17 protein-coding genes and 1 rRNA gene are annotated in these 24,421 nt (G+C 30.2%); 5 read left to right on the top strand and 13 right to left on the bottom strand.

From position 1 onward, the window contains the following. Positions 1-190: 190 nt before the first annotated feature. The 3 genes from nhaB to EYW44_RS09165 form a co-directional block, all read right to left on the bottom strand. A complete protein-coding gene (gene nhaB / locus EYW44_RS09175; RefSeq protein ID WP_132723376.1) occupies positions 191-1,720 on the bottom strand; it encodes a sodium/proton antiporter NhaB in 1,530 nt (509 codons plus the stop codon). A gap of 21 nt (positions 1,721-1,741) precedes the next feature. Beyond that, positions 1,742-2,968, bottom strand: a complete 1,227-nt coding sequence (locus tag EYW44_RS09170) for a Glu/Leu/Phe/Val dehydrogenase dimerization domain-containing protein (protein WP_132723375.1) — start codon at positions 2,966-2,968, stop codon at positions 1,742-1,744. Positions 2,969-3,227: 259 nt separating this feature from the next. After that, positions 3,228-4,289 carry an anhydro-N-acetylmuramic acid kinase gene (locus EYW44_RS09165; RefSeq protein WP_132723374.1) on the bottom strand — a complete coding sequence of 354 codons (1,062 nt, stop codon included), beginning with the start codon at positions 4,287-4,289 and terminating at the stop codon, positions 3,228-3,230. Positions 4,290-4,381: 92 nt separating this feature from the next. On the opposite strand from EYW44_RS09165, the gene EYW44_RS09160 reads away from it, so the two are divergent. Further along, on the top strand, positions 4,382-5,524 hold the full coding sequence (locus tag EYW44_RS09160; RefSeq protein WP_132723373.1) for an acyl-CoA dehydrogenase: 1,143 nt from the start codon (positions 4,382-4,384) through the stop codon (positions 5,522-5,524). Between the two features lie 55 nt (positions 5,525-5,579). On the opposite strand, the gene EYW44_RS09155 is transcribed toward EYW44_RS09160, so the two are convergent. Next, on the bottom strand, positions 5,580-6,797 hold the full coding sequence (locus tag EYW44_RS09155; RefSeq protein ID WP_132723372.1) for a sensor histidine kinase: 1,218 nt from the start codon (positions 6,795-6,797) through the stop codon (positions 5,580-5,582). A gap of 235 nt (positions 6,798-7,032) precedes the next feature. Between EYW44_RS09155 and EYW44_RS09150 the strand changes: the two genes are divergently transcribed. Further along, complete coding sequence (locus EYW44_RS09150) at positions 7,033-7,722, top strand: GNAT family N-acetyltransferase (RefSeq protein WP_132723371.1); 690 nt, start codon at positions 7,033-7,035, stop codon at positions 7,720-7,722. A gap of 78 nt (positions 7,723-7,800) precedes the next feature. Here the strand turns inward: EYW44_RS09150 and EYW44_RS09145 are convergent, their stop codons facing one another. After that, positions 7,801-8,403: an outer membrane beta-barrel protein gene (locus EYW44_RS09145; RefSeq protein ID WP_132723370.1), complete on the bottom strand. Its 603-nt coding sequence runs from the start codon at positions 8,401-8,403 to the stop codon at positions 7,801-7,803. 322 nt (positions 8,404-8,725) lie between these two features. On the opposite strand from EYW44_RS09145, the gene EYW44_RS09140 reads away from it, so the two are divergent. Continuing rightward, on the top strand, positions 8,726-9,208 hold the full coding sequence (locus tag EYW44_RS09140; protein WP_132723369.1) for an outer membrane beta-barrel protein: 483 nt from the start codon (positions 8,726-8,728) through the stop codon (positions 9,206-9,208). Between the two features lie 35 nt (positions 9,209-9,243). Here EYW44_RS09140 and EYW44_RS09135 read toward each other — a convergent pair whose 3' ends face one another. After that, positions 9,244-10,029, bottom strand: a complete 786-nt coding sequence (locus EYW44_RS09135; RefSeq protein ID WP_132723368.1) for a tRNA pseudouridine synthase A — start codon at positions 10,027-10,029, stop codon at positions 9,244-9,246. A 198-nt stretch (positions 10,030-10,227) separates the two neighbouring features. On the opposite strand from EYW44_RS09135, the gene EYW44_RS09130 reads away from it, so the two are divergent. After that, a complete protein-coding gene (locus EYW44_RS09130; protein WP_132723367.1) occupies positions 10,228-11,268 on the top strand; it encodes a Ca2+-dependent phosphoinositide-specific phospholipase C in 1,041 nt (346 codons plus the stop codon). Between the two features lie 225 nt (positions 11,269-11,493). Further along, positions 11,494-12,657 carry a pyridoxal-phosphate-dependent aminotransferase family protein gene (locus tag EYW44_RS09125; protein ID WP_132723366.1) on the top strand — a complete coding sequence of 388 codons (1,164 nt, stop codon included), beginning with the start codon at positions 11,494-11,496 and terminating at the stop codon, positions 12,655-12,657. A 571-nt stretch (positions 12,658-13,228) separates the two neighbouring features. Here the strand turns inward: EYW44_RS09125 and EYW44_RS09120 are convergent. From EYW44_RS09120 to rrf, 7 genes are all read right to left on the bottom strand, one after another. Then, a complete protein-coding gene (locus EYW44_RS09120; protein WP_132723365.1) occupies positions 13,229-14,407 on the bottom strand; it encodes an acetate/propionate family kinase in 1,179 nt (392 codons plus the stop codon). A gap of 28 nt (positions 14,408-14,435) precedes the next feature. Beyond that, entirely contained in the window at positions 14,436-16,532 is a 2,097-nt protein-coding gene (gene pta / locus EYW44_RS09115; RefSeq protein ID WP_132723364.1) for a phosphate acetyltransferase, read from the bottom strand. Positions 16,533-16,630: 98 nt separating this feature from the next. Continuing rightward, positions 16,631-19,033, bottom strand: coding sequence for a glycoside hydrolase family 31 protein (locus EYW44_RS09110; RefSeq protein WP_132723363.1), 2,403 nt, complete (start codon positions 19,031-19,033; stop codon positions 16,631-16,633). A gap of 112 nt (positions 19,034-19,145) precedes the next feature. Then, positions 19,146-21,056 carry a 1,4-alpha-glucan branching protein GlgB gene (gene glgB, locus EYW44_RS09105; RefSeq protein WP_132723362.1) on the bottom strand — a complete coding sequence of 637 codons (1,911 nt, stop codon included), beginning with the start codon at positions 21,054-21,056 and terminating at the stop codon, positions 19,146-19,148. A 21-nt stretch (positions 21,057-21,077) separates the two neighbouring features. Further along, positions 21,078-22,352, bottom strand: a complete 1,275-nt coding sequence (locus tag EYW44_RS09100) for a glucose-1-phosphate adenylyltransferase (RefSeq protein WP_132723361.1) — start codon at positions 22,350-22,352, stop codon at positions 21,078-21,080. After that, entirely contained in the window at positions 22,345-23,775 is a 1,431-nt protein-coding gene (locus tag EYW44_RS09095) for a glycogen synthase (protein WP_132723360.1), read from the bottom strand. Before EYW44_RS09095 ends, EYW44_RS09100 begins: the two co-directional genes overlap by 8 nt. Positions 23,776-24,186: 411 nt before the next feature. Next, a 5S ribosomal RNA gene (rrf, locus tag EYW44_RS09090) occupies positions 24,187-24,295 on the bottom strand. Positions 24,296-24,421: the final 126 nt, after the last annotated feature.

Genomic DNA, 24,421 nt, shown 5'->3' with positions numbered 1-24,421 from the left:
ACACAGAAAACTCAACTATTTTATTATAATTGAAAAGGGATTGAACTTTATAAAAGCTATTATTAAAATGAAACTATGGTAATTTTCTTCTAACTAAAAACGTATTTAAAGGATTATTATACAGCAATATAAAAAAAATCCTGAATTATAAAAATTCAGGATTTTTTTTATATTGTAAAGGCTACTTTCCTTATGATAAAACAATTTTTACCATTATATATCCTAATCCTCCAAGTACAATTGTATATGGTAATGCCATCTTAACCATTTTACCATAAGATAAATTAATTAATGGTGCTAATGAAGATGTTAATAAGAATAAAAATGCGGCTTGCCCATTAGGAGTAGCAACACTTGGTAAGTTTGTTCCTGTATTAATAGCGATTGCAAGTTTTTCGTATTGTTCTGGACCAATTACTTTGTTATGAAATGCACTTTGAACTTCTCCTATATATACTGTTGCTACAAATACATTATCACTAATTGCTGATAAAAATCCGTTTGCAATGTAAAATAAACCTGGTTGAGATGCTGGATCTTGCTGTAAAGCCCAATTGATAATAGGACTGAACAAATGTTGTTGATGAATCATTGCTACAATTACAAAAAACACAACTAATAAACCTGTAAAAGGTAATGCTTCTTCAAAAGCGTGTCCTAATTGATGTTCATCAATAATTCCCATAAATGCTGTCTGAACAATTATAAGTCCTAAACCTATAAAACCAACAGGTGCTATGTGTAATGCCAAACCTATAATTAATAAAACGGCAGATACTCCTTGTACTATTAATCCAAATTTTTCTTTATCTGTTCTTTGCGCATCTTGTTCTACTGTGTAAGCCTCAATAATTTCAGCAGCTACTTTTGGTAACTTAGCTCCAAATCCAAACCAACCTGTTAATTCTAAAACAGTAGTTGTTAGCATCCCCCCTACAAGTACAGGCATTGTAATAGGTGCCATTTTCAAGAAAAACTCTACAAAATCCCATCCCATTCTTTCACCTATTAATAAGTTTTGAGGCTCTCCTACTAAAGTACATACACCACCTAAAGCTGTACCTACAACTCCATGCATAATTAAACTTCTTAAGAAACTTCTAAATTGTTCTAAAGTATCCTTGTTCAGTTCTTTTCTATCTAAAATTCCATCTTTATCATGATCTGAAGATCCAGATGCAATTTTATGATACACACCATAAAACCCTACTGATACACTTATTAATACTGCTGTTACTGTTAAAGCATCTAAAAATGCTGATAAAACAGCTGCTAAAAACACAAACAGTAATGATAAAGCTAATTTTGATTTAATTTTTGTAAATACCTTACTGAAGATATACATTAATAGTGGCTTCATAAAGTAAATACCAGCCACCATAAAAACTAATAATAAAATAACTTCTAAATTATGTTCTACTTCTAGTAAAACTCCTCCCTTAATAGCTTCTCCTGCTGCATTTTCCACTACTTTCCCATGATCAACTTTATACATTGGATGCGCTAATCCTAAAGCCATTGCTTCTATTGCTAACAAACCTCCAGATTGTAAAGGGTAACATTTTAAAGCCATAGCTAACGTGAAAATAAATTCACCTATAAACAACCAAGATGTAACTGTTTCTCCAAAAGCAAATAGAGAAAACACGTTAAAAATTAAAAAGCCTATCATGGTCATTTTAAACCATTTTGGACTATTTCCTAAAAAGTATTTTAACATAATTATGTTATTTTATTTGATTTAAATTAATTCTTTTAAAGCGATTTCAAATGCTGTTGCGCTAATGTTTGTTTTTGATTCACTCTTAGCGTAAGCAATCTCCAAAGCTTTCTTTATTGTATTTGATGTATCGTTAAAAATAGCTTCATCATTCATTGAAACTCTTTTTTCCATAAAATAAGCAAACACTCTTGCCATTCCACAGTTTGAGATAAAATCAGGAATTAAACTTACCTTTTTATCTGTTTCTTCCATGATTGGTCCAAAAAATATTTCCTGATCAGCAAAAGGAACATTTGCTCCACAAGAAATTACCTCTAAACCTGTTCCAATCATTTGGTTTATTTGTTCTTTGGTTATTAACCTTGAAGCCGCACATGGTGCAAAGATTTCACAAGATAAATTCCAAACTTTAGCATTCATTTCTTCAAAAGGAATCATTTTTTCAGCAACTAAAGTATTTCCGTCTTTATTTAAAAACATCTCTTTAATCTCTTCAAAAGAAAATCCTTCTTCATTAATTACACCACCAACTCTATCTATAATTCCAACTACTTTAGCTCCCATTTGTGCTAAGTAATATGCTGCTGCTGAACCTACATTTCCAAATCCTTGTACTACTGCTTTCTTACCAACTACAGAACCTCCATAAATATTGTAATAATGTTTTACAGCTTCAGCAACACCAAAACCAGTAATCATATCTGCCACTGTATATTTCTTAGATACATCTGGCGAATAGCTTTCATTTTCTAAAACCTTAATTACTCCGTGTCTTAACTGACCTATTCTATTGATTTTATCTGCTTCTGTTGGTTTAAAGTGCCCGTTAAATACACCTTCTTGCGGATGCCAAACTCCACAATCTTCTGTAATTGGAATCACTTCATGGATTTCATCTACATTTAAATCACCACCTGTTCCATAATAGTTTTTCAATAATGGAGATACAGCTTTATACCATCTTCTTAAAACCCCTTCTTTTCTTGGGTCTCTAGGATCAAAATTAATCCCTGATTTTGCACCACCAATTGTTGGTCCTGAAACTGTAAACTTCACTTCCATTGTTTTTGCAAGTGACATTACTTCATATTTATCTAATCCTTTACGCATTCTAGTACCACCTCCGGCTGCTCCTCCTCGTAAAGAGTTTATTACTGTCCATCCTTCTGCTTCTGTTTCAGAGTCTTTCCAGTTGAAAACTATTTCTGGTTGTTTTTCTTCGTATTTCTTAAGTAATTCTTTCATTTTAAATTTAATATTATGATATCAACTTCTATTTTCTTCCTTTTCATGTAAACCTGATTTTCTGTCGTAAACTCCCCTCTGAAGGGGCTAAAGCTGATTCATTTTATCTGTTTTTAAAATTTATACGTATTTACAAACATACTTTAAAAAAAGTATTCTATAAATTAATTGTTTGTTTGCTAAAAAACGGTCGCTAAAATACAAATAGGAAACTTTTAAATCAAAAAAAGTTTCCACTAAAATTTATTTTTAGAAAACTTTAACTCATTGGTTTAAAAATAACCCCTGAAGAATGGTCTTTACTTGCTCCTGTAACTGAACATAAACAGTTATTTTTTCCTTGTAAACGTAATAAACCTAAAAAAGCAAAAATATAAGCCTCTTTAAAATCAATTACTTCTCTATTTGGAATAACAACTATGTTTGAGCTAATTTCTTTAATTCTATTTATCAAGAAACTATTAAAAACACCTCCTCCAGTAAACAATACCGTTTTATCTGCTATCAAATTATTGGTAATTTGAACAGCAACATGCTCGACAAATGTTCTTAAAATATTCGATATGTTGGTTTCTAAATTGTTAATTATTGGAAAAACTTGTTCATTAACCCATTCTACTCCTAAAGATTTTGGAGCCTTTTCTTTATAGTATGCTAAAGCATTTAATTCATTTAAAAGCTTAGTATTTACAGTTCCTTTTGAAGCTATTTCACCATTTTTGTCAAATGCTAATCCTAATTTATTAGCATAAAAATTCATCACAATATTCACTGGAGAAATATCAAAAGCAATTCTTTTATCATCTTCTTTAAAAGAGACATTAGCAAAACCTCCAAGATTTATACAATAATTATATTCAGAAAACAACAACTCATCACCTATAGGAACCAAAGGAGCTCCTTGACCACCTAAAGCAACATCTTGAGATCTAAAATCGCATATTACCTTAAAACCAGTAACATTGGCTATTTCTTGTCCATTTCCTATTTGTAAAGTAATCCCTTTATCGGGTTCATGAAAAATTGTATGACCATGTGAAGCTATAAAATCGACGTTTTTTACATCATACTCTTTTAAAAACTCATTTACTTTATTTCCTAAAAACTGCCCATAAACAACATCTAACTTATTTAGCTCATCTGTTTTTAAAAAAAAAGCTTGTTGCAACTTCTTTTTCCAAGAAGTATCATAATCATATGTTTTGCAATGAATTATTTCATTTTTTTTGAAGTCATTTTCAAATTTCACATACACAATATCTACCCCATCTAATGATGTCCCAGACATTAAACCTATAGCATAATTATATTCATTCTGCATAAGGTAAAAATACAAATTGCATATTGAAATAATGATATTAAAAAGGTATCTTTGAAACCAATTTTAAAAATTATTAACGATAACGATATAGTATGGATTTTAATCTTACAGAAGAACACTTAATGATACGTGACGCTGCCCGCGATTTTGCTCAGAATGAATTATTACCGGGGGTTATTGAAAGAGATGAAAAACAACAGTTTCCTGATGAATTAGTTCGCAAGATGGGTGAGCTTGGTTTTATGGGAGTAATGGTTGACCCAAAATACGGTGGAAGTGGTATGGATACTATTTCTTATGTGTTAATTATGGAGGAGTTATCTAAAATTGATGCTTCTGCTTCTGTAATGGTTTCAGTAAATAACTCGTTAGTTTGTTATGGTTTAGAAGCTTATGGTACTGAAGAGCAAAAACAAAAATACTTAACAAAATTAGCTACTGGTGAACAAATTGGTGCTTTTTGTTTAAGTGAGCCTGAAGCTGGTTCTGATGCTACTTCTCAAGCTACTACTGCTGAAGATAAAGGTGATTACTATTTATTAAACGGTACTAAAAACTGGATTACAAACGGTGGTAGATCTGATGTATATTTAGTTATTGCTCAAACTGATAGAGCTAAAGGACATAGAGGTATCAATGCTTTTATTGTTGAAAAAGGTATGGAAGGTTTCCACATTGGTCCAAAAGAAGATAAATTAGGTATTCGTGGTTCTGATACGCATACATTACAATTTAATGATGTAAAGGTTCCTAAAGAAAACAGAATTGGTGAAGATGGATTTGGATTTAAGTTTGCAATGAAAACTTTATCAGGTGGTCGTATTGGTATTGCTGCTCAAGCATTAGGTATTGCTTCTGGAGCTTACGAATTAGCTTTAAAATATTCTAAAGAGCGTAAAGCTTTTGGTACTGAAATTTGTAACCACCAAGCTATTGCTTTTAAATTAGCTGATATGTATACAGATATTACTGCTGCTCGTCATTTAGTAATGCAAGCTGCTTGTGATAAAGACAATGGAGATGATTACACTCGCTCTGGAGCTATGGCTAAATTATATGCTTCTAAAGTAGCAATGGAACATACTGTTGAAGCTGTTCAAATTCACGGTGGTAACGGTTTTGTAAAAGAATACCATGTTGAGCGTTTAATGCGTGATGCTAAAATTACTCAAATTTATGAGGGTACTTCTGAAATTCAAAAAATTGTAATTTCTAGAAGCTTAATTAAAGAATAATATTTTTTCAATATAATATTATAAAGCTCATCTTAAAAAAGATGAGCTTTTTTATTTATACATATCTATTTGACTTTGGTATTGTAAATTCAAAACAAACACCTTCTGTATTGTCTTTCTTTTTTCCTAATTTGATGGTTCCATTTAACCTTGTGATAATTGATTTTATAGTAGCCAACCCAATACCTGTGTTTTTAAAACTTGCTTCTGCAACTGTTTCAAACATTAAAAAAACTTTGTCATAATATTTGTCTGGTATTCCTGGACCATTGTCTTCGTAAATAAATTTGAAAACATCTTTATTATGTGCATATTTAATATTTACAACACATCTTTCTTTATCATTAAACTTATAAGAATTCGTTAGTAGGTTTTGAAAAATTTGTATAAAACATATTTTTGAATGAACAATTTCGAAATTTAACTCATTTAAATTAATATCTATCACACTTTGTAAATCGCAGTTTTTTAGAATATCTATTAATAATGATTGAAAATTGAAACTTTCAAAATAAATATTCTCATTGGTTACTTTCGCATAATTCAAAAGCTGATCAATCATTGATTCCATATATATGGTTCGTGATGAAATAAGATCTACAAACTCTCCTACTTTTGAATCTTCAGATAACTCTTCTACATCTTCTTTTAAAAATTCCGCTAATGAATTAATACCACGTATAGGTGTTTTTAAATCGTGAGTTAATCTGTATGCAAACTGATTCAACTCTCCATTTAATCTAGTGATTTCATGATTTGCTTGCTCTAACCTTTGATTCTTCTTTCTTAATTCTAAAAGACTCACGACTTGTTCTGACAAAGCTTTTAAAGACGCTTTTTGTCCTTCTGTAAGTGAAAGTCTTGGTTCATTGTCAATAACACATAACGTCCCTAACGCAAAACCATCTTCAGTAACTAAAGGAGCACCGGCATAAAAAACCACATAAGGAGCTTCTACCGTTAATGGATTATCGTGAAAACGATCATCTTTTGTAGCATCTGGCACAATAAATAAATTATCTGGTTCCAATATACTATGCGCACAAAAAGCCAAATCTCTTGGTGTTTCCTGTGCGTCCAAACCATAAGTAGATTTAAACCATTGTCTGGATGGATCTACTAATGATACCAGAGCTATGGGGGTATTACATATTTCTGCTGCTATTTTTGTAATGTTATCATAATTTTTTTCTGGAAGTGTATCTAAAATAGAATAGCTATTTAGTGATGCTATTCTTTCCACTTCGTTTACTGGAATACTTGCTGCTTGCATGATTTAGTTTTATTCGGGGTAAAACAATTATCTATAATAAAAATTGAAAACAAAAAACTATAGATCAATTTTTTACTTTAGAGATATTCCTTTAAATATAAGAAATTATTACGAACAATTAAAATTAATCTTCTAATAAATAAGCTATTACGATTATTTAAAATATCCTGTAATCAAACTAAAATTTATAATTAATACTAGTCTTTTTAAAATTACCTTTTTTACTTTTACTCTTATGAAAGAAAAGAAAAACTTCAATAATCCTGTTTGGTTAGCCTTAGAAGAAACTCATAAAAATTATACAATTGATTATGAGAATGCTAAATTTTATCTTCCTGAATATTGTCCGTTTGGAAGCTTTAATAATTCTAAAAATATTCAAACTGCAATGGATGCCTATAGCAAACTAACTTCCGATTTTTTTATTGTCGGTAAAGAAGCTCCTAATCATTCAAACAATATTTCTTTAGAAGGTGAATATGCTTGTAAACAAATGGCATTGACTAAAAATGATTTTAAAATACCCAAATACACCGCTACAATTAAAAAACTAACAAAAGAAGACGAACAAAAAGTGTATGATTTAATTATGCTTGTAATGCCAGGAACTTATCGTGAGAAGTCTTTTAATGTAGGTGATTATTATGGTATTTTTAATAATGACCAACTAGTTTCTGTGACTGGTGAACGTATTCAAGGAAATGATTTTATTGAAGTTAGTGGTGTTGTTACACATCCTGATTTTACAAGAAAAGGTTTTGCTAAACAACTAGTAGCTAAAACTTCTGAACAAATTTTAGCAAAAAATAAAACTCCAATACTACATGTTTTAGAAATTAATGAAGGTGCTATTAAACTATACGAACAGTTAGGTTTTAAAAGTATTGATCAAATTTATTGGAGACATTATACAAAAGCAAATTAATTTGAAAAGATAAACTCACTAAAAAACACTCTAAAAACTAATTGTTCTTAGAGTGTTTTATTTTTTACTGAATTATAATTAAAAGTTGAATAAAACTCCAAAAGTGACGTTAGTTGCATCTAAATCCACACCAAACTTATGAGTATTATTATTAAGAGTTCGTTCGTGAGTATAAGAGTAACCTACAAAGCCTAAATTTGTTTCCAAGGCTATGTTTTTAGATAAAAAATAAGTGAATCCTGGTCGAACTCCTATGGAAAACACATCATTCTTTATAACAGGCGCTGCCAAATAATTTATTTCATTTTCTTCGAAAGAATATTTAATCTCTCCTTGTAAAGTAAATGCTAGTTTTTCTGAAATAGGATAATACTTTTTCAAATAAGTGAAAACACTCGCTCCATTCATTTTAAAGTTATTACTTGAATTATCTAATAGCGGTAAATCTGAATTGAAACTTCCTAACCCAATTCCCAAAACTAAATTATCTTTTATGGTATACCCTACCTGTGCTTTTATATCTCCAACAAAATCGAAGCCTCCATTAACTGCTGAGAAATTTAATGATAATTGACCTGAGTAATTCCAACTTCCTTTTTCTATTTTAAACTTTTCTTTTTCTTGTGCAAACGTATTCACAGTTATTAAACTTAATAGAATCAATAGTAATTTTACTTTCATAATTAAATAATTTGTTAATTGTGAAGGCAAATCTATTTGTAAACAAAAAGTTCAAATGATAATAAAAAGCTAATAATTTCTTATTAAACAAATAAAAAAAAGCACTTTTCAAGTTTTTTTAATACTTATTTACTAATAAAATCAATAATTATGAAAAGTTAACATAATTAATATTTCTTAATAAGAAGATCTTTTATAGATAATCATAAAAGATTAAATATTTATAGTAGTAAGAATAACTAATCCATTTTACTAAACTTATTCATTTTTATTTATGGCATGAAAGTTGGATAAACACCAAACAACTTTAAATATAAGAGAAATGAAAAAACTATTTTTTATTATTACAATCGCTTTAGGATTATCAATGAATGCTCAAGAAGGTCAATTTAATTTAGGTGCTAATTTTGGGCTTCCTACTGGTAATTATAGTAACATTACTTCTTTTGCTCTAAGCGTTGAAGCTAATTATCTTTTCGATATTTCAGAAAACATTTCAGTTGGTCCTTCTGCTTCTTTTATCAATTACTTTGGTAAAGAAGAAAATAATGTAGGTTTTGGAGATATTCAATTCTTACCATTGGCTGCTGCTGGTAGATTCAATATTTCTGATGAGTTTACACTTGGTGCTGATATAGGTTATGGAATAGGAATTAATACTGGAAATGACGGTGGTTTCTATTACCGACCAATGCTGGCTTATAATATTTCAGATGATATTTCATTACAAGCTTCTTACAGTGGAATTTCAAGTAATGGTCAAAATATTTCTAATGTTGGATTAGGAGTAATGTTTAAATTATAAAATATTACAAGAGGAAAGTATTAAAACTTTCCTCTTTATTTTTTTAAATCTATTGTGTTCAAATGCAGTCCAGATGCTGGCGCAATATTTTTTATAAATTCCCCTTCTATTTTACCTGTTAAACTCTTTTTTATAAACTCTAAAGAAATAGTACCTCTTCCCAATTCAACCAAAGCTCCCATCATTAATCGTATCTGATTTCTTAAAAAACCTTGCCCCTTTATTATTAACACATAACTTTTTTCAGGAAAAAAAGATGCAGTCAACTTTGTATTTTCAATAATTTCACAGCTATCTATAGTCCTTACTACTTTAGTCTCTTCTGATGGTTTGGTACAAAACATGGTAAAATTATGTTGCCCTTCAAACAAACTTGCTCCTTCCATCATTAAATCAATATCTAAATCATCTAAATACCCAGTTAAAAATGGAGCGCAATATGGATGATTCTTTTCTCCAAATGAAAAATAATAATTATACTCTTTTACTTTTGGATGTTGGATTATGTTGAACTTTTCATCTAATAGTTCTTCAATAGATAACACTCTAATATCAGCAGGAGAGTTTATATTAAAACTTTCTATAAAGCTCGCTGCTTCCGGAGGCTCATCTATAAACAATTGATATGCATAATCTGTAGAAGATACTTTTGCATCAGTTCTACCAACACCAACCGTTTTAAATCGCACACCTTTACATACAAATTTTAATGTTTTATCTAATGCCCAATGAACTGTTTTTAAATTTGGTTGTTTTTGCCAACCATGAAATCTAAATCCTAAATATTGAAATCTTACTAAATAAGAATGCTTATAATTCATACCACAAAATTAAAGAAGTTTTAAGTAATTAAAACGATACTGTTTTGAGATCTCTTTCACCATTGTTTAATGCTCTTAATACTAAATTATTATTCTTGCATCAAATTTTACATTTAGGTAATTTTCGTTAATGTCATGATAACAAAAAACAATTTAGAGGCTGTATTTTAGTTGTTTAATTATTAATCTTACTAAATCATGAAAAAACTAAACTTATTATTTATCCTAACCTTGTTTTTATACAATTGCTCAGATGTTGAAAACTGCTTAAGTTGTGAATCTGAACAAATAAATAATGAAACCAATGTAAATGTTACTGGAAACAAACTACCAACACCAGGTCATTTAAAATACAATCAAGTAATGTATAAAGGTTCTCATAATTCTTATGAACGAAAAGAGGATATTATAGAGCAAATTAGTAACAGTACTCCTATTTATCAAAACAATGTATTAGCATTAGAATTGGATATTTGGAGAAATACTCCTAAAGATTCTTACAACAATAAAACAATTCCTGCAAATACATGGGTTGTAAATCACTGGCCACATCCAGGAAGATATGGAAGAACATTATCTTATTATTTTTCTAAGTTAAAAGATTGGCATAATCGCAATCAAAATCATTTACCTATAATGATTAAATTAGATGTTAAGAGTTCTAACGGAGGATATCAAAACTTTCACGAGCAAATAGAATGGTATTTACAAAGATACTTAGGAGATAGTGACGTTATTTTTAAAGCACAACGTTTATTTAAAGATCCAGCAAGATCTATCAGACATAATGTTCTTTACGAAAATGCTTGGCCTTCTTTAAATGAATTAAGAGGTAAATTCATTATTGTGTTAACTGGAAATGGTAGTTGGATGGATCAATATGTAAGAACTAACTCTAGATACAGATGGGCATTTGGAATGAAAGCTCAAACTATAGCTGGAAATAATGATGCTGCTTCTGGAATTTGGCACGCAAATAATACAATTGATAATACGCCTAACTATGTTTTTTATAATTTCAGCATGTCTGACATTAACGATAAGAAAAATAGAGCTGGCTCAAGAGAATACGCCAGACAAATGGCTAGAAGAGGAATGATAACCAGAGTATATTCTGCTAATAATAGAGATGAATGGAACTTATGTAAAAGTTGGAAAATTAGTTGTATCTCAACAAATAAAATAAGAAATCATGATTGGGCTAAAATAGATAATGATCGAATAGCCATTCAGAGATAAATTTCAAAATAATAAAAAAGAGAGTTTCCACTCTCTTTTTTATTTTACTTAAACCACATTACTAAAACGTTTTCGTAATTCTAAAAATCACCTTGTCTTTTTTAACAAAAAACAAAAATAAATACGTGTTTTTATTGAATTGATAAACTCATTTTAAAACAATAGATAGTTAAAAACATTTACGTAAATTGACAACATAACGTTTTAATTTCTATCTAATTTTACATGAAAAATAGAAAACTATTAATGATTCCTGGTCCTATTGAAATGGATCCTGCAGTATTGAGAGCCATAGGTGAAGTAACCACAAGTCATGTTGCTCCTAATTTTATTGAAAGCTTTGGTAAATCGCTAGAGTTAATGAGAAACATATGGGAATCTCCAAAAGGACAGCCTTTTATTGTTGCTGGTAGTGGTACTTTAGCTATGGATATGGCAGTTAGTAATCTTATAGAACCTAATGAAAATGCTCTAGTTATTTCTACTGGATATTTTGGAGAACGTTACAAAAATATTTTAGAAACATATGGAGCTAATGTAACAATTCTTCAGGCTGAGATAGGTGAAACAGTTTCTTTAGAAATTATCGAAAAAGAATTAGCTTCTAAGGATTATAAACTTTTAACTATTACTCATGTTGATACTTCTACAGGTGTTTTAACAGATCCGAAACCTATAGCAGAAATTGCGCAAAAACACAATACTTTAAGTATTTTAGATGGAGTTTGTGCTACTGCAGGAGAAGAAACTTTACAAGATAACTGGGGTATTGATGTTGTTTTAACAGGATCTCAAAAAGCAATAGGTGTACCTCCTGGCTTGGCATTGTTAGTTGTATCTGAAAGAGCAATGCATGTTTGGAAAGAAAGAAAAACCAATGTACAGAATTATTACGGTAGCTTTCATAACTGGCTTCCAATTATGACTGCTTACGAAGAGCGAAGACCTTCTTATTTTGGTACTCCTCCTGTAAATTTAATTAGAGCATTAGAAGTTAGTCTTACCTTAATTGATAAAGAAGGAATTGCTAATAGAGTAAAAAATCATATCAAATATGCAAATGCTTTTAGAAAAGCGGTTTTAGCTTTAGGGTTAGAAATTGTACCTAAAAAAGAAGCCATTGCCGCTAATACTATGACAGCTATTTATTATCCTAAAAATATTGATGCAGCACAATTTAGAAAAGACATTGCAGACTTTGGAGTTATAATAGCTGGGGGTTTACATGCTGAAATTAAAAACTTGTACTTTAGAGTAGGACACATGGGAGCTATTACAAAAAGTGATATTGTGGCAACTTTAAGCGCCATAGAAAGTGCTTTAGAAAAACAAAATTATAATTTTAAATCAGGAGTAAGTGTTGGTGAATTTTTAAGCAATAGTAATTGATACTCTAAAAATACAATGACTGCTTTATTTGTTTCAACCTTTGAAAATTGATTTTGATTTAAATAAAAAGACATTTATAATTGTAATTAAAAACAGTTATTTATAAGCTATGGAGATCAGACTATTATTAACACTAAAAAAAATAAAAAATAAGTATAACTCTAAAATTAGGTATGCTTATAACTCTTTTGTATCAAAGAACTAAACATTACTTATTACAAATAGAAATTTAAAACCCAAACCATATGGTTTGGGTTTTTTATGCTTTTTTGATATTAAAACAAGTCTAATTAAATAAAAAAAGATCAAGTTCGAAACATGTTTCGTTCAAGTACTTTTGTAAAAACGAACTTGATCTTTTTTTTCTTCTCTTTTTAAAAGAAAATTTTACTTTTTATTCAGTTTTCTCTTATAAGAATACTTTTCAATATTCCAATGAGAGGTAAAAAAACGAGCAATTATTGCTTATTAAATACCAATGTATGCTCGTTTTAATGATTTCTCTGTGTATTAAAAATGGTACATTAAGTATAATTTTACTATCTCAATCAATAAATATTAACAATCTTTTTTATAATTTATATGATTGCTTTGCTATTTCTAATTCTTCATTTGTAGGGATTACTAGTAAAGTAACCTTAGAATCATTAGTACTAATTTTAGTAAGCTCTTTTGCTCTTACATTGTTCTTTTCAATATCTAAACTAATTCCGAAAAATTCTAAATCTGTACAAACTTTCTCTCTTATCAATGATGAGTTTTCTCCAATTCCAGCAGTAAAAACAATAGCATCTACTCCATTCATTGCCGCAATGTACGAACCTATATATTTTTTAATTCTATACGTATTAATATCTAATGCTAATAAACAATCTTCATTTCCTTTAGCTGCTTCAGCTTCAATATCTCTTAAATCGCTATAGCCAGTTAAACCAAACATTCCGCTTTCCTTTTGTAGTAAACTATTCACTTTATCTGCATCATAACCTAACGTATTTATCAAATAAAATATTAGGGTATGATCTATATCTCCACATCTAGTCCCCATTACCAAACCAGTAACAGGTCCGAATCCTAAACTATGATCTATACTTTGTCCATTTTCAATTGCAGAAATACTACAACCATTCCCTAAATGAACTGTAATTATTTTTGATTTTTTTGTTTGTAAATAATCATTCGCTTTTTCTGAAACATATTTATGACTAGTTCCATGGAAACCGTACAAACGAATTTTATTTTCTTTTAAAAACTGCTTAGGTATGGCATAAGTATATGCTTTCTCTGGAATTGACTGATGAAAAGCTGTATCAAAAACTGCAACTTGTTTTGCTTTTTTAAAAATTGCTTCAGCAACTTTAATTCCTTCTAAATTAGCTGGGTTATGTTGTGGTGCTAAAGAAAATAAATCTTCAATCTGTGTTTTTACCTCTTCTGTAATAACTGTTGTTTTTGTAAAAGCACTTCCTCCATGCACAACTCTATGCCCTACTACTTCTATTTCTTCTGTAGACTTTAATACTCCTACTTTATCATCCAACAACAATGAAACTACTTTTTCTAAACCAATTTTATGATTCTTTATGGTTATTGTCTCTTTTATTGAATTAGTTTCAGATTCATAATGTACTACACCTTCTTCTAAACCTATTCTTTCAATTAATCCTGAGCAAATCACTTTCTCCTCAGGCATATTGAATAATTGATATTTAATAGATGAACTCCCTGAATTAATGACTAATACTTTCATTTTCTATTTTTATATATTGAAAAAGTGATTAACTTTCTTGTGCTTGAATTGCTGTTATTATAATGGTATTGTAAATATCATCTATGGTACAACCTCTACTCAAATCGTTTACTGGTTTATTCAATCCTTGTAGCATAGGACCAATAGCTAAAGCGCCTGTTTCTCTCTGAACTGCTTTATATGTGTTATTTCCTGTATTCAAATCTGGAAAAATCAACACATTTGCCTGTCCTGCTACCTCTGAATTTGGTAATTTCTTTTTTCCTACAGTAGGATCTACAGCTGCATCATATTGAATAGGTCCTTCTATTTTTAAGTCAGGTCTTTTTGCTTTTACAATTTCTGTAGCTTTTCTAACCGTATCTACATCTTCTCCTTTACCTGAACTTCCTGATGAATAAGATAACATGGCAATCTTCGGATCAATTCCAAAAGAAATACTTGAATCTGCTGATGAAATTGCAATTTCAGCTAATTGTTCAGAAGTTGGATTAGGATTTATAGCACAATCGCCAAAAACAGAAACTCTATCTTCTAAACACATAAAAAAGATTGAAGAAACTACAGAGAATCCTGGTTTAGTTTTCACAAATTGTAAAGACGGTCTAATCGTATGCTGAGTTGTATGCGCTGCTCCAGAAACCATTCCATCTGCTAAACCTTTATAAACCATCATGGTTCCGAAGTAAGAAACATCAGCCATTAAATCTTCAGCCATTGCCGGACTTATACCTTTGTGCTTTCTTAATTCATACAATGTATTGGAAAAATCACTAAAGTAATCAGAAGTTATTGGATTTATAATTTGAGTTTTTTCAAAATCAAATGAAATATTCAAACGCTTTACAGCTGCTTCAATATTTACTCTTTTACCTAAGATAGTTAAATCAACTAAATCTGTCTTTTGTAATTGAGCAGCCGCTGTTAAAATTCTATCATCACTTCCTTCTGGTAATACAATGTGTTTTTTAGCTAACTTAACTCTTTTTATAAGGTTGTACTGAAACATTCTTGGTGTAAGAACATTGGTACCTTTATAAGTTATCAATTTATCACTCAATGCATCAACATCAACATATTTCTCAAAAGTGTTAATTGATAATTTAATTTTATTCTTATTCTCTGCATAAATATGTGAACGAATCGACCCTAATTTAGATGCGATTCCAAAAGTTCCTCCATTTACTTTTAAAATTGGTACTACTTTCTCTAAACCATTTATTAATTCAATAACCGATGGACTTAACTCCATATTTCCTGTTAGAATAATTCCTGAAATTGTTGGGTATTTACTAGAAATATTAGCTTGTAAAGTACCTAATAAAATATCAGATCTATCAGAAGGTGTAATTACCACACACTCATCTGTTAAATGATTTAAAAAGTGAGCCAATTGCATTGCTCCCACTTTTATTTCTCCGGTAGTAGCATTTAAAAACTTTTCTCCAAAAATAACATCTGCATCTAAAGCAGTTGCTATTTCATGAATCGTTGGGTTATTTAACTTGCTATTAATTGGTATTGCGTTAATCAATAACGACTGAGGCAAATTTTTTCCAATACCTTCCACAATTGCCGAAATATTTTTCTCCTGAACTTTATTTGCTATTACTGCTATAACTTCAACTTCTTTGTTATTGAAAGAATCATAAGTTAATCGTAATCCTTGAATAAAATCTTCTAATGATTTATCAATTCCTCCTGCAACAATAATCACCGGAATTCCTAAGTTTTTTGCAATTAAAACATTTAAATCCATTTCAATTACAGCACCATGATCAGAAAAATCGGTTCCTTCAACAATTACAAAGTCATTTTTATCTTCAAGCTTTTTGTACTTTTCAAGAATCAAACTAAGTACTTCATCCTCTTTATCTTCATTTAATAAATCTATTAATTCAGATCTTGTAAAAGCATATGTATCTTCATAATCACACTTTATATCAAAAAAGTTGACAATGGTATTTACATGATTATCTTTTTTTCCATTTACAGGATTGTCTATAATTGGTCTGAAATACCCAACTTTAGGCTTATTTCGCAATAACAATTGCATTAACCCTAAACTTAACATTGATTTTCCTGAATTGGCTCCGCTGGCAGCTATATATATTGCTTTGTTCATATTCTAATTTTAGGCAAAATTAGAATATTTTTAGTCCTAAAAGCCAAAAAGCACCACTTTTTTAGGTAAAAGTGGTGCTTTTTATCAAAATTTAGTGCTTAACCTACAATATGTAGTTCTGCAAAATTCTTTGGTATTACTAATGTATTTTGTATTGCATCAAAATGAACTTCTTTTAATGGTACAGTAACATTATCTATCTCTACTTCTTTTATCTCAAAAGGCAAACCAATCAATTCTATCTTCATGGTTTCGTACTCATTAACAAAAGTTCCGTCTTTATGTTGCTGAATAATTACCTCTTTTTCTTTTCCTGTAAAAGTAAAGGTACGTAAGCTATATCTTCCTTTCATGTAATCATACCCATCTTGAGCATCTTCATACACTTTAGAAATTATTTTTTCATCTAATGTAAAATACGATTCTAACTTTAGTTGCTCTATTTTCTTTTCTCCAACATATTGTTGTACCGGATACTTCGGAATAATAGCTCCTTCCTTTATAAATAATGGAATTATATCAATATCTGCATCTACCCATTTTTCTAATCCACCAGTTACATATTCACGTGTCCAGTAATTATACCATTTTCCTCTAGGAATATAAATTCTTCTTCCTTTTGAATTAGGCTCTTGTACTGGGCATACCAAAATTTGATTTCCGAAAATAAATTCGTCTGTTCTGTAATGTGTTTGAGGATCGTATTGATCGTATAAAACCAATGATTTTAACATAGGGATTCCAAACTCTGCATATTCCCAAAACATCGTATATAAATATGGTAATAATTGATAACGTAACTCAACATATTTTCTAGTTACATCAATTACTTCCTGCCCAAAAGTCCAAGGTTCTTGATTCCCATGATCTCCTGATGAATGTGTTCTACAAAACGGATGAAAAACACCTAATTGTATCCATCTTGCATATAACTCTCCTGTTGGATGTTCAGCAAAACCTCCAATATCACTTCCTGTAAACGACATACCACTCATACTCATTCGTTGCGCTTGAATATTGGCAATCCATAAATGTTCCCAAGTAGCAATATTATCACCTGTCCATGATGATGTGTAACGTTGTGCTCCTGAATATGCTGATCTTGTAATTATAAACGGGCGTTTTGGATACGCATACTTTTTAACACCTTCATAGGTAGCTCTTGCCATTTGCGTACCATAAATATTATGTGCTTTTCTATGACTACAATGATTTCCATCGTAACTATGACGAACATCATTAGGGAAAGTTTTACCTGGTACTTCCATCACTGCTGGTTCGTTCATGTCATTCCAAATACCTTTCACTCCAATTTCATCAATGATTTCTTTATACAATCCTGCCCACCATTCTCTTACTTTAGGATTTGTAAAATCTGGGAAGAAACATTCTCCTGGCCAAACTTTACCTCTCATATAAGGTCCGTCAGCTCTTTTACAGAAGTAGTCATTTTCCATGGCTTCTTTATACACCCAATAATCATCATCAATTTTAATTCCCGGATCTATAATTGCAATGGTTTTAAATCCATCTTCAGCCAATTCTGCAACCATTCGCTTCGGATCTGGAAAATAATCTTTATTCCAAGTAAAACATCTAAAACCATCCATATAATCAATATCTAAATAAATTGCATCACATGGAATTTTTAGTTCTCTAAATTTACTAGTTACTTCCTTTACTTTAGATTCTGGATAATAACTCCATTTACATTGATGATATCCTAAAGCCCATAAAGGTGGTAACTCTGGTTTTCCTGTTAAATCTGTATAACGAGTAATTACTTCTTGCATGTTAGACCCATAGAAGAAATAGTAATTCATTTCTCCACCATGAGCCCAAAAACTAGTTACATTTCTTCTTTCATGACAAAAGTCAAAAAATGTTTTAAAAGTATTATCGAAGAAAATTCCATAAGCTCTTTCTTCATGCATACCAATATAAAATGGAACACTTTTATAAAGAGGGTCTTGATCTTTACCATACGCATATTGATCTGTAGCCCAATTTTCTACTCGTTTTCCTTTTAAATTTAAATGCATTGGTTTATCTCCTAAACCATAATAACATTCTCCTTGCGGAGCAGCTTTACTCATTTTTACAATGTTACCTCCAAACTCATAACTCTGCTCCCAATGAAAGCCCCAGTCATCTTTACAAATAACATTTCCTTCTTTATCTTCAATCTTCGTTTTTAGATCTACTTTGTTGATATAAATTTCAACTCTTCTGGTTATAATTTTATAATAATCTTCTTCTTCTTCAACTTCTAATAAGCTATATCCTCTAACACCATCTTCACTAATTGCGTAAGAAAAATCATTTTCAAAATTATTATCAGTAGCATATCTAAATCTAATAACGCTACCCCTTAATATGGTAACTTGAAGTATTACACCATTTTCTGTTTTAAAATACATCTTATCTACATCTTGAGAAAAAGAAATAATTTTTCCAGGAAACAGATTCCCTTTGTGTTCTAGTTCTGTATTAATTATCATAATACTTGGGGTTTAGTTTATTTTTATTTGGCTATTTTCTACATTAGACTAAGCTATGAGAATTTAAACCGTTTATGATTCTACTTATACCAATAATAGATAGGCATTAACCTTATTCTATTTTAAATATCACTGTTGCTAAAGGTGGAAGTGTAACTTCACATGAAAAATTTCTAGAATTCCAATCAGTCTTTTCTATTGTTATCTTCTTTTTGTTAGTTATGCCACTACCTCCGTACTCTTTATAATCACTATTAAAAACTTGAACTAGTTTTCCTTTTTTAGGTAAACCAATTCTGTATGCTTTTCTTGGTTCTGGTGTCATATTACAAACCACAACCAAACAATCTTCTACCGTTTCTGACTTTCTTAAATAACTTATTACGGAGTTTTCATGATCATCATAACTTATCCATTCAAAGCCTTCTTGTTTAAATTGACTCTTATACAGAACTTCCTCTTCTCTATAAAGTTTATTTAAATCTTTTACTAGTTTTTGTACTCCAAAATGAAAATCATATTCTAAAACATACCAATCTAAACTTCCTTGAAAATTCCATTCTGCATGCTGACCAAATTCACTTCCCATAAACAATAAATTTGTTCCAGGGTGTGTAAACATGTAACTATATAATAATCTCAGATTGGCAAATTTTTGCCATTCATCGCCTGGTGTTCTAGAAATAATACTTCCTTTACCATGTACCACTTCATCATGAGAAAACGGCAACATGAAATTCTCTGTAAAAGCATACGTCATACTAAATGTTAAATCATTTTGATGATGCTTTCTATAAATAGGTTCTTTACTAAAATATTGTAATGAATCATGCATCCATCCCATCATCCACTTCATTCCAAATCCTAATCCACCTAAATAAGTCGGTTTTGAAATTTTAGGAAACGCTGTAGACTCCTCTGCTATACTCTGAACATCTGGAAAACTACCATAGATTGCTTCATTTAATTCTTTTAAAAAATTAATAGCATCTAAATTTTCGTTCCCTCCATAAATATTTGGTTCCCATTCTCCATAGTTTCTTGAATAATCAAGAAAAATCATAGAAGCAACTGCATCAACTCGAATACCATCTACATGATATTGATCTAACCAAAACAGTGCATTGCTAATTAAAAAGCTTTTTACTTCATTTCTTCCGTAATTAAAAATTAAGCTTTTCCAATCTGGATGATATCCTTTTCTTCTATCAGGATGTTCATATAAATGTGATCCATCAAAGAAACCTAAACCATGACTGTCTTCAGGAAAATGAGAGGGTACCCAATCTAAAATGACTCCTATATCATTCTTATGAAATGTATCTATTAAATGTTTAAAATCTTCAGGATAACCAAACCTAGAGGTTGGTGCAAAATATCCTGTTATTTGGTATCCCCAAGAAGGATCATAAGGATACTCCATTACTGGCATTAGCTCAACATGTGTAAATTGCATTTCTTTTACATAAGAAACCAATTCATCCGCTAATTCAATATATGATAAAGATCTATTATTGTCTTCTGACTTTCTTTTCCAAGATCCTAAATGTACCTCATACACTGAAAAAGGAGCATCTATTGCATTATTTTTTGCTCTCTTTTCCATCCATGAAGTGTCATCCCAAATATAATCGTCATCCCAAACCACTGAAGCTGTCTTTGGAGGGTGCTCACATCTTCTAGCATAAGGATCTGCTTTTTCTGTTATAATACCATCATTAGAGGAATGTATTTTATACTTATATAAATTTCCCTTACCTACATTTGGTATAAATCCTTCCCAAATACCCGATGAATCCCATCGAACATTTAATTTATATTCTTCGTCTTTCCAAAAATTAAAATCTCCTACAACAGAAACAGCAGTGGCAGAAGGAGCCCAAACTGCGAAATAGGTTCCTTCAACACCATCTAATGTCATTATATGTGAACCTAACTTCTCATATAATTTATAATGCTTTCCTGCTTTAAATAAATTAATATCAAAATCTGTTAATAAACTATGCGCTATAACTTTACTCATAAAAAAATTAGTCCTTAAAACTTATTGCAAAGTAAATCCGTCAGGAATTACAGCTCTTCTTTTAATGACTACAATACCATCTTTAATTACATATCCTTCTTCTTTTACATCTTCTAGATGTTTTCCTCCTTTGATAATAACATTATTACCTATACGAGCGTCCTTATCAATAATCGTATTCTCAATTACACAATTATCTCCAACTCCTATATAAGGAATTCCTTTTGCCTTATCACTTTCTATTTCTTCAATATCTTGATATACATTAGCACCAATCATATAGGTACTATTCACTTTACTATTCTTTCCTATTCTTGATCTAATTCCAATTACTGAATTTTCTATGGTATCTGCATTAATAATACAACCATCAGCAATCATTGCTTTATCTAATCTAGTTCCATAAATCTTAGAAGGTGGTAATATCCTTGGTCTGGTCAATACATTTTTAGAAGTATCAAATAAATCGAATTTTGGCACTTCCTCTGTTAAACCTACATTAGCCTCAAAAAAAGAAGCAATGGTTCCAATATCTGTCCAGTACCCTTTGTATTGATATGCCAATACAGTATTTTTCCCTATTGATTGCGGTATGATTTCTTTACCAAAATCGATAGTAGCAGTATCTGTCATTAATTCAACTAGCAAGTCTCTATTAAAAATATAAATACCCATAGAAGCTAAATAATGCCTGTTTTCTTTCTTCATTTCATCATCAACTTCCGATTCCCAACCTACAAGTTGTTCTGCCGAAGGCTTCTCTACAAAAGAAGAGATATAACTATCATTATCTGTTTTTAGAATTCCAAACTGAGTAGCTTCTTTACTAGCTACTGGTATTGTTGCTATACTTATCTCTGCTTTTTTATCAATGTGTTGTTGAATCATATCATTAAAATCCATCTGATATAATTGATCTCCTGATAAAATTAGTACATAATCAAACTCGTGATTTAAGATATGATGCATTGATTGCCTTACAGCGTCTGCTGTACCTTGAAACCATGTTTTATTATCGGGAGTTTGTTCTGCAGCCATTATGTCTACAAAAGCCTCACTAAACGAACTAAATCGATAAGTATTTTTTATATGTCTATTTAATGATGCTGAATTAAACTGTGTAAGTACAAACATTCGTTTAATATCGCAATGGATACAATTTGAAATTGGTATGTCTACCAATCTGTATTTACCAGCAATCGATACAGCTGGTTTTGAACGTTTGTCTGTTAGAGGAGATAACCTAGATCCTTGTCCTCCTCCTAAAATAATAGCTAGAACTTTTTTGTTAATCATTATGTATTTGAGGTAAGTTAATTGATGAATATAAATTTAAATAGTCTTGTGCCGATTTGGTCCAAGAGTTATCTATTTTCATTATTCGTTTTTGTATTTTTCTAAAGGTGTTTGTTTCGTTGTATAATTGTATTGCTCTGTTTATAGAATAACAAATATCCCATACTGAAGCTTGATCATGACAGATACCAAAGCCGTCGTCTCCTATATCTATAACTGTATCTTTTAATCCTCCTGTTCTTCTAACAATAGGAATGGTTCCATATCTTAGTGAATACATCTGATTTAAACCGCAAGGTTCAACTCTAGATGGCATTAATAAAAAATCAGATGCCGCATATACTTCATGCGATAACTTTTCATCATAACCGATATGTACATTAAAATTACCGTTTAATTCTTCTTTTAAACCTAGTAACTCTTCCTCTACATGTTGATGTCCCGAACCAAGTAAAAAGATATTTATATTCTGATTTTCTTTTATTGATTGTTTAAATGCCTCTGGTAATAAATCTGCTGATTTTTCTCCTACCAAACGTCCAATAAAACCAAATAGTGGAAGTTCTGGATCTAATCCATACTTTTTACATAATTCTATTTTATTCTTCTTCTTTCCAGAAACAACATTAGTTACTTTATATGTTTTTACTAACATTTTATCTTTCTCTGGATTCCAAAAAACATCATCAATCCCATTTAAAATACCAATACATTTATTTTCTTCTGATCTAAGTAATCCTTCTAAACCATTTGCATTGTGCTTCAATTCATCCATATAAGATGGAGAAACTGTATTTACCCTTGAAGCACACTTAATACCAGTTGCTAATGGATTAATTTGTCCATACCAATCTAACAATCCAACATTACTAAAATCAAAACTTGGCAAAAGATCCATTAAATCATGAGAAAACTGTCCTTGGTACTGAGCATTATGAATTGTTAATATTGTTGGCGTATCCTCTAACTGTTTATAATCGTAACAATAATTTATAAAGAAAGGTACCATAGATGTATGGTGGTCGTGACAATGAAGAATATCAAAATCAACAGCATCTGTTTTAATCCAATTTAAAGTAGCTAACTGAAAACTTAAGAAACGGTATAAGTCATCTTCATAACCGTATACATTTTCTCTATCTAATAAACCTTCTATATGTACGAAAAACAAATCAAAACCTATTTTTTTTGAATCGACTTTATAAATTGTGTATTGATAAATATTCGTGTCTAGACTTACTTCCTCTTTATATATTTCATTTAGTTTATTCTTTTTTGTGAAAGCATTATCATAATAAGGCATAATAACACTAGATGTAGTACCTAATTTTGATTGATACTTAGGAAGTGCACCTACAACATCAGCTAAACCACCGACTTTAGCTATTGGATAACATTCAAAACTTAAATGTAGAATTTTCATTAATGGAGACTTAATTATAGTTTCTTTAAAGTTAAGCAATCGCTCTAAAAAAAATATGATTAAATCATTAAAAAAAAGACACTAAAAATATATTTACTTCAAAAAAATGAACTTTTTATTATTTTTTTATTACGAAAACGTTCACTTGTTTTTACTATATGTAAGTAAAACCTGAGCAAAACTGCTATTTGATTGGTTTTTAATTTAATTTGCTTAAAAATGTTAAGCCGACTATTAAACAAAGAAGATTATAAAATGAGTTTCACTTGAAAATAATGTACAACATATAACTTTATCATTTAATCCTATTAATTGTATATAAAGTATTTTTTGAGTTTGTGAGTTATAAAAAATGAAGTTATTATAAAAACAAAAAACCGTTCAATATAGATTGAACGGTTTTGTTATAAAGAAAGGCGACGACCTACTCTCCCACCAGTGGCAGTACCATCGGCGCTAATGGGCTTAACTTCTCTGTTCGGAATGGTAAGAGGTGAGCCCCATTGCTATAATCACCTTAAATTTTTGCTATTGACTTTTAGCTGTATGCCTTTTGCCTATAGCGCAGCTTAGCTGCTAATATTTTAACATAATTGGTAAAATGATTTGATATTGTTTCAAGATTGCTTACATCTGTTTAAAGAGT

The organism is Tenacibaculum sp. M341, from assembly GCF_004337695.1.
GTDB lineage: Bacteria > Bacteroidota > Bacteroidia > Flavobacteriales > Flavobacteriaceae > Polaribacter.
The sequence above is the reverse complement of the archived record's forward strand: the minus strand, read 5'-3'. Positions and strand labels throughout refer to the sequence as shown.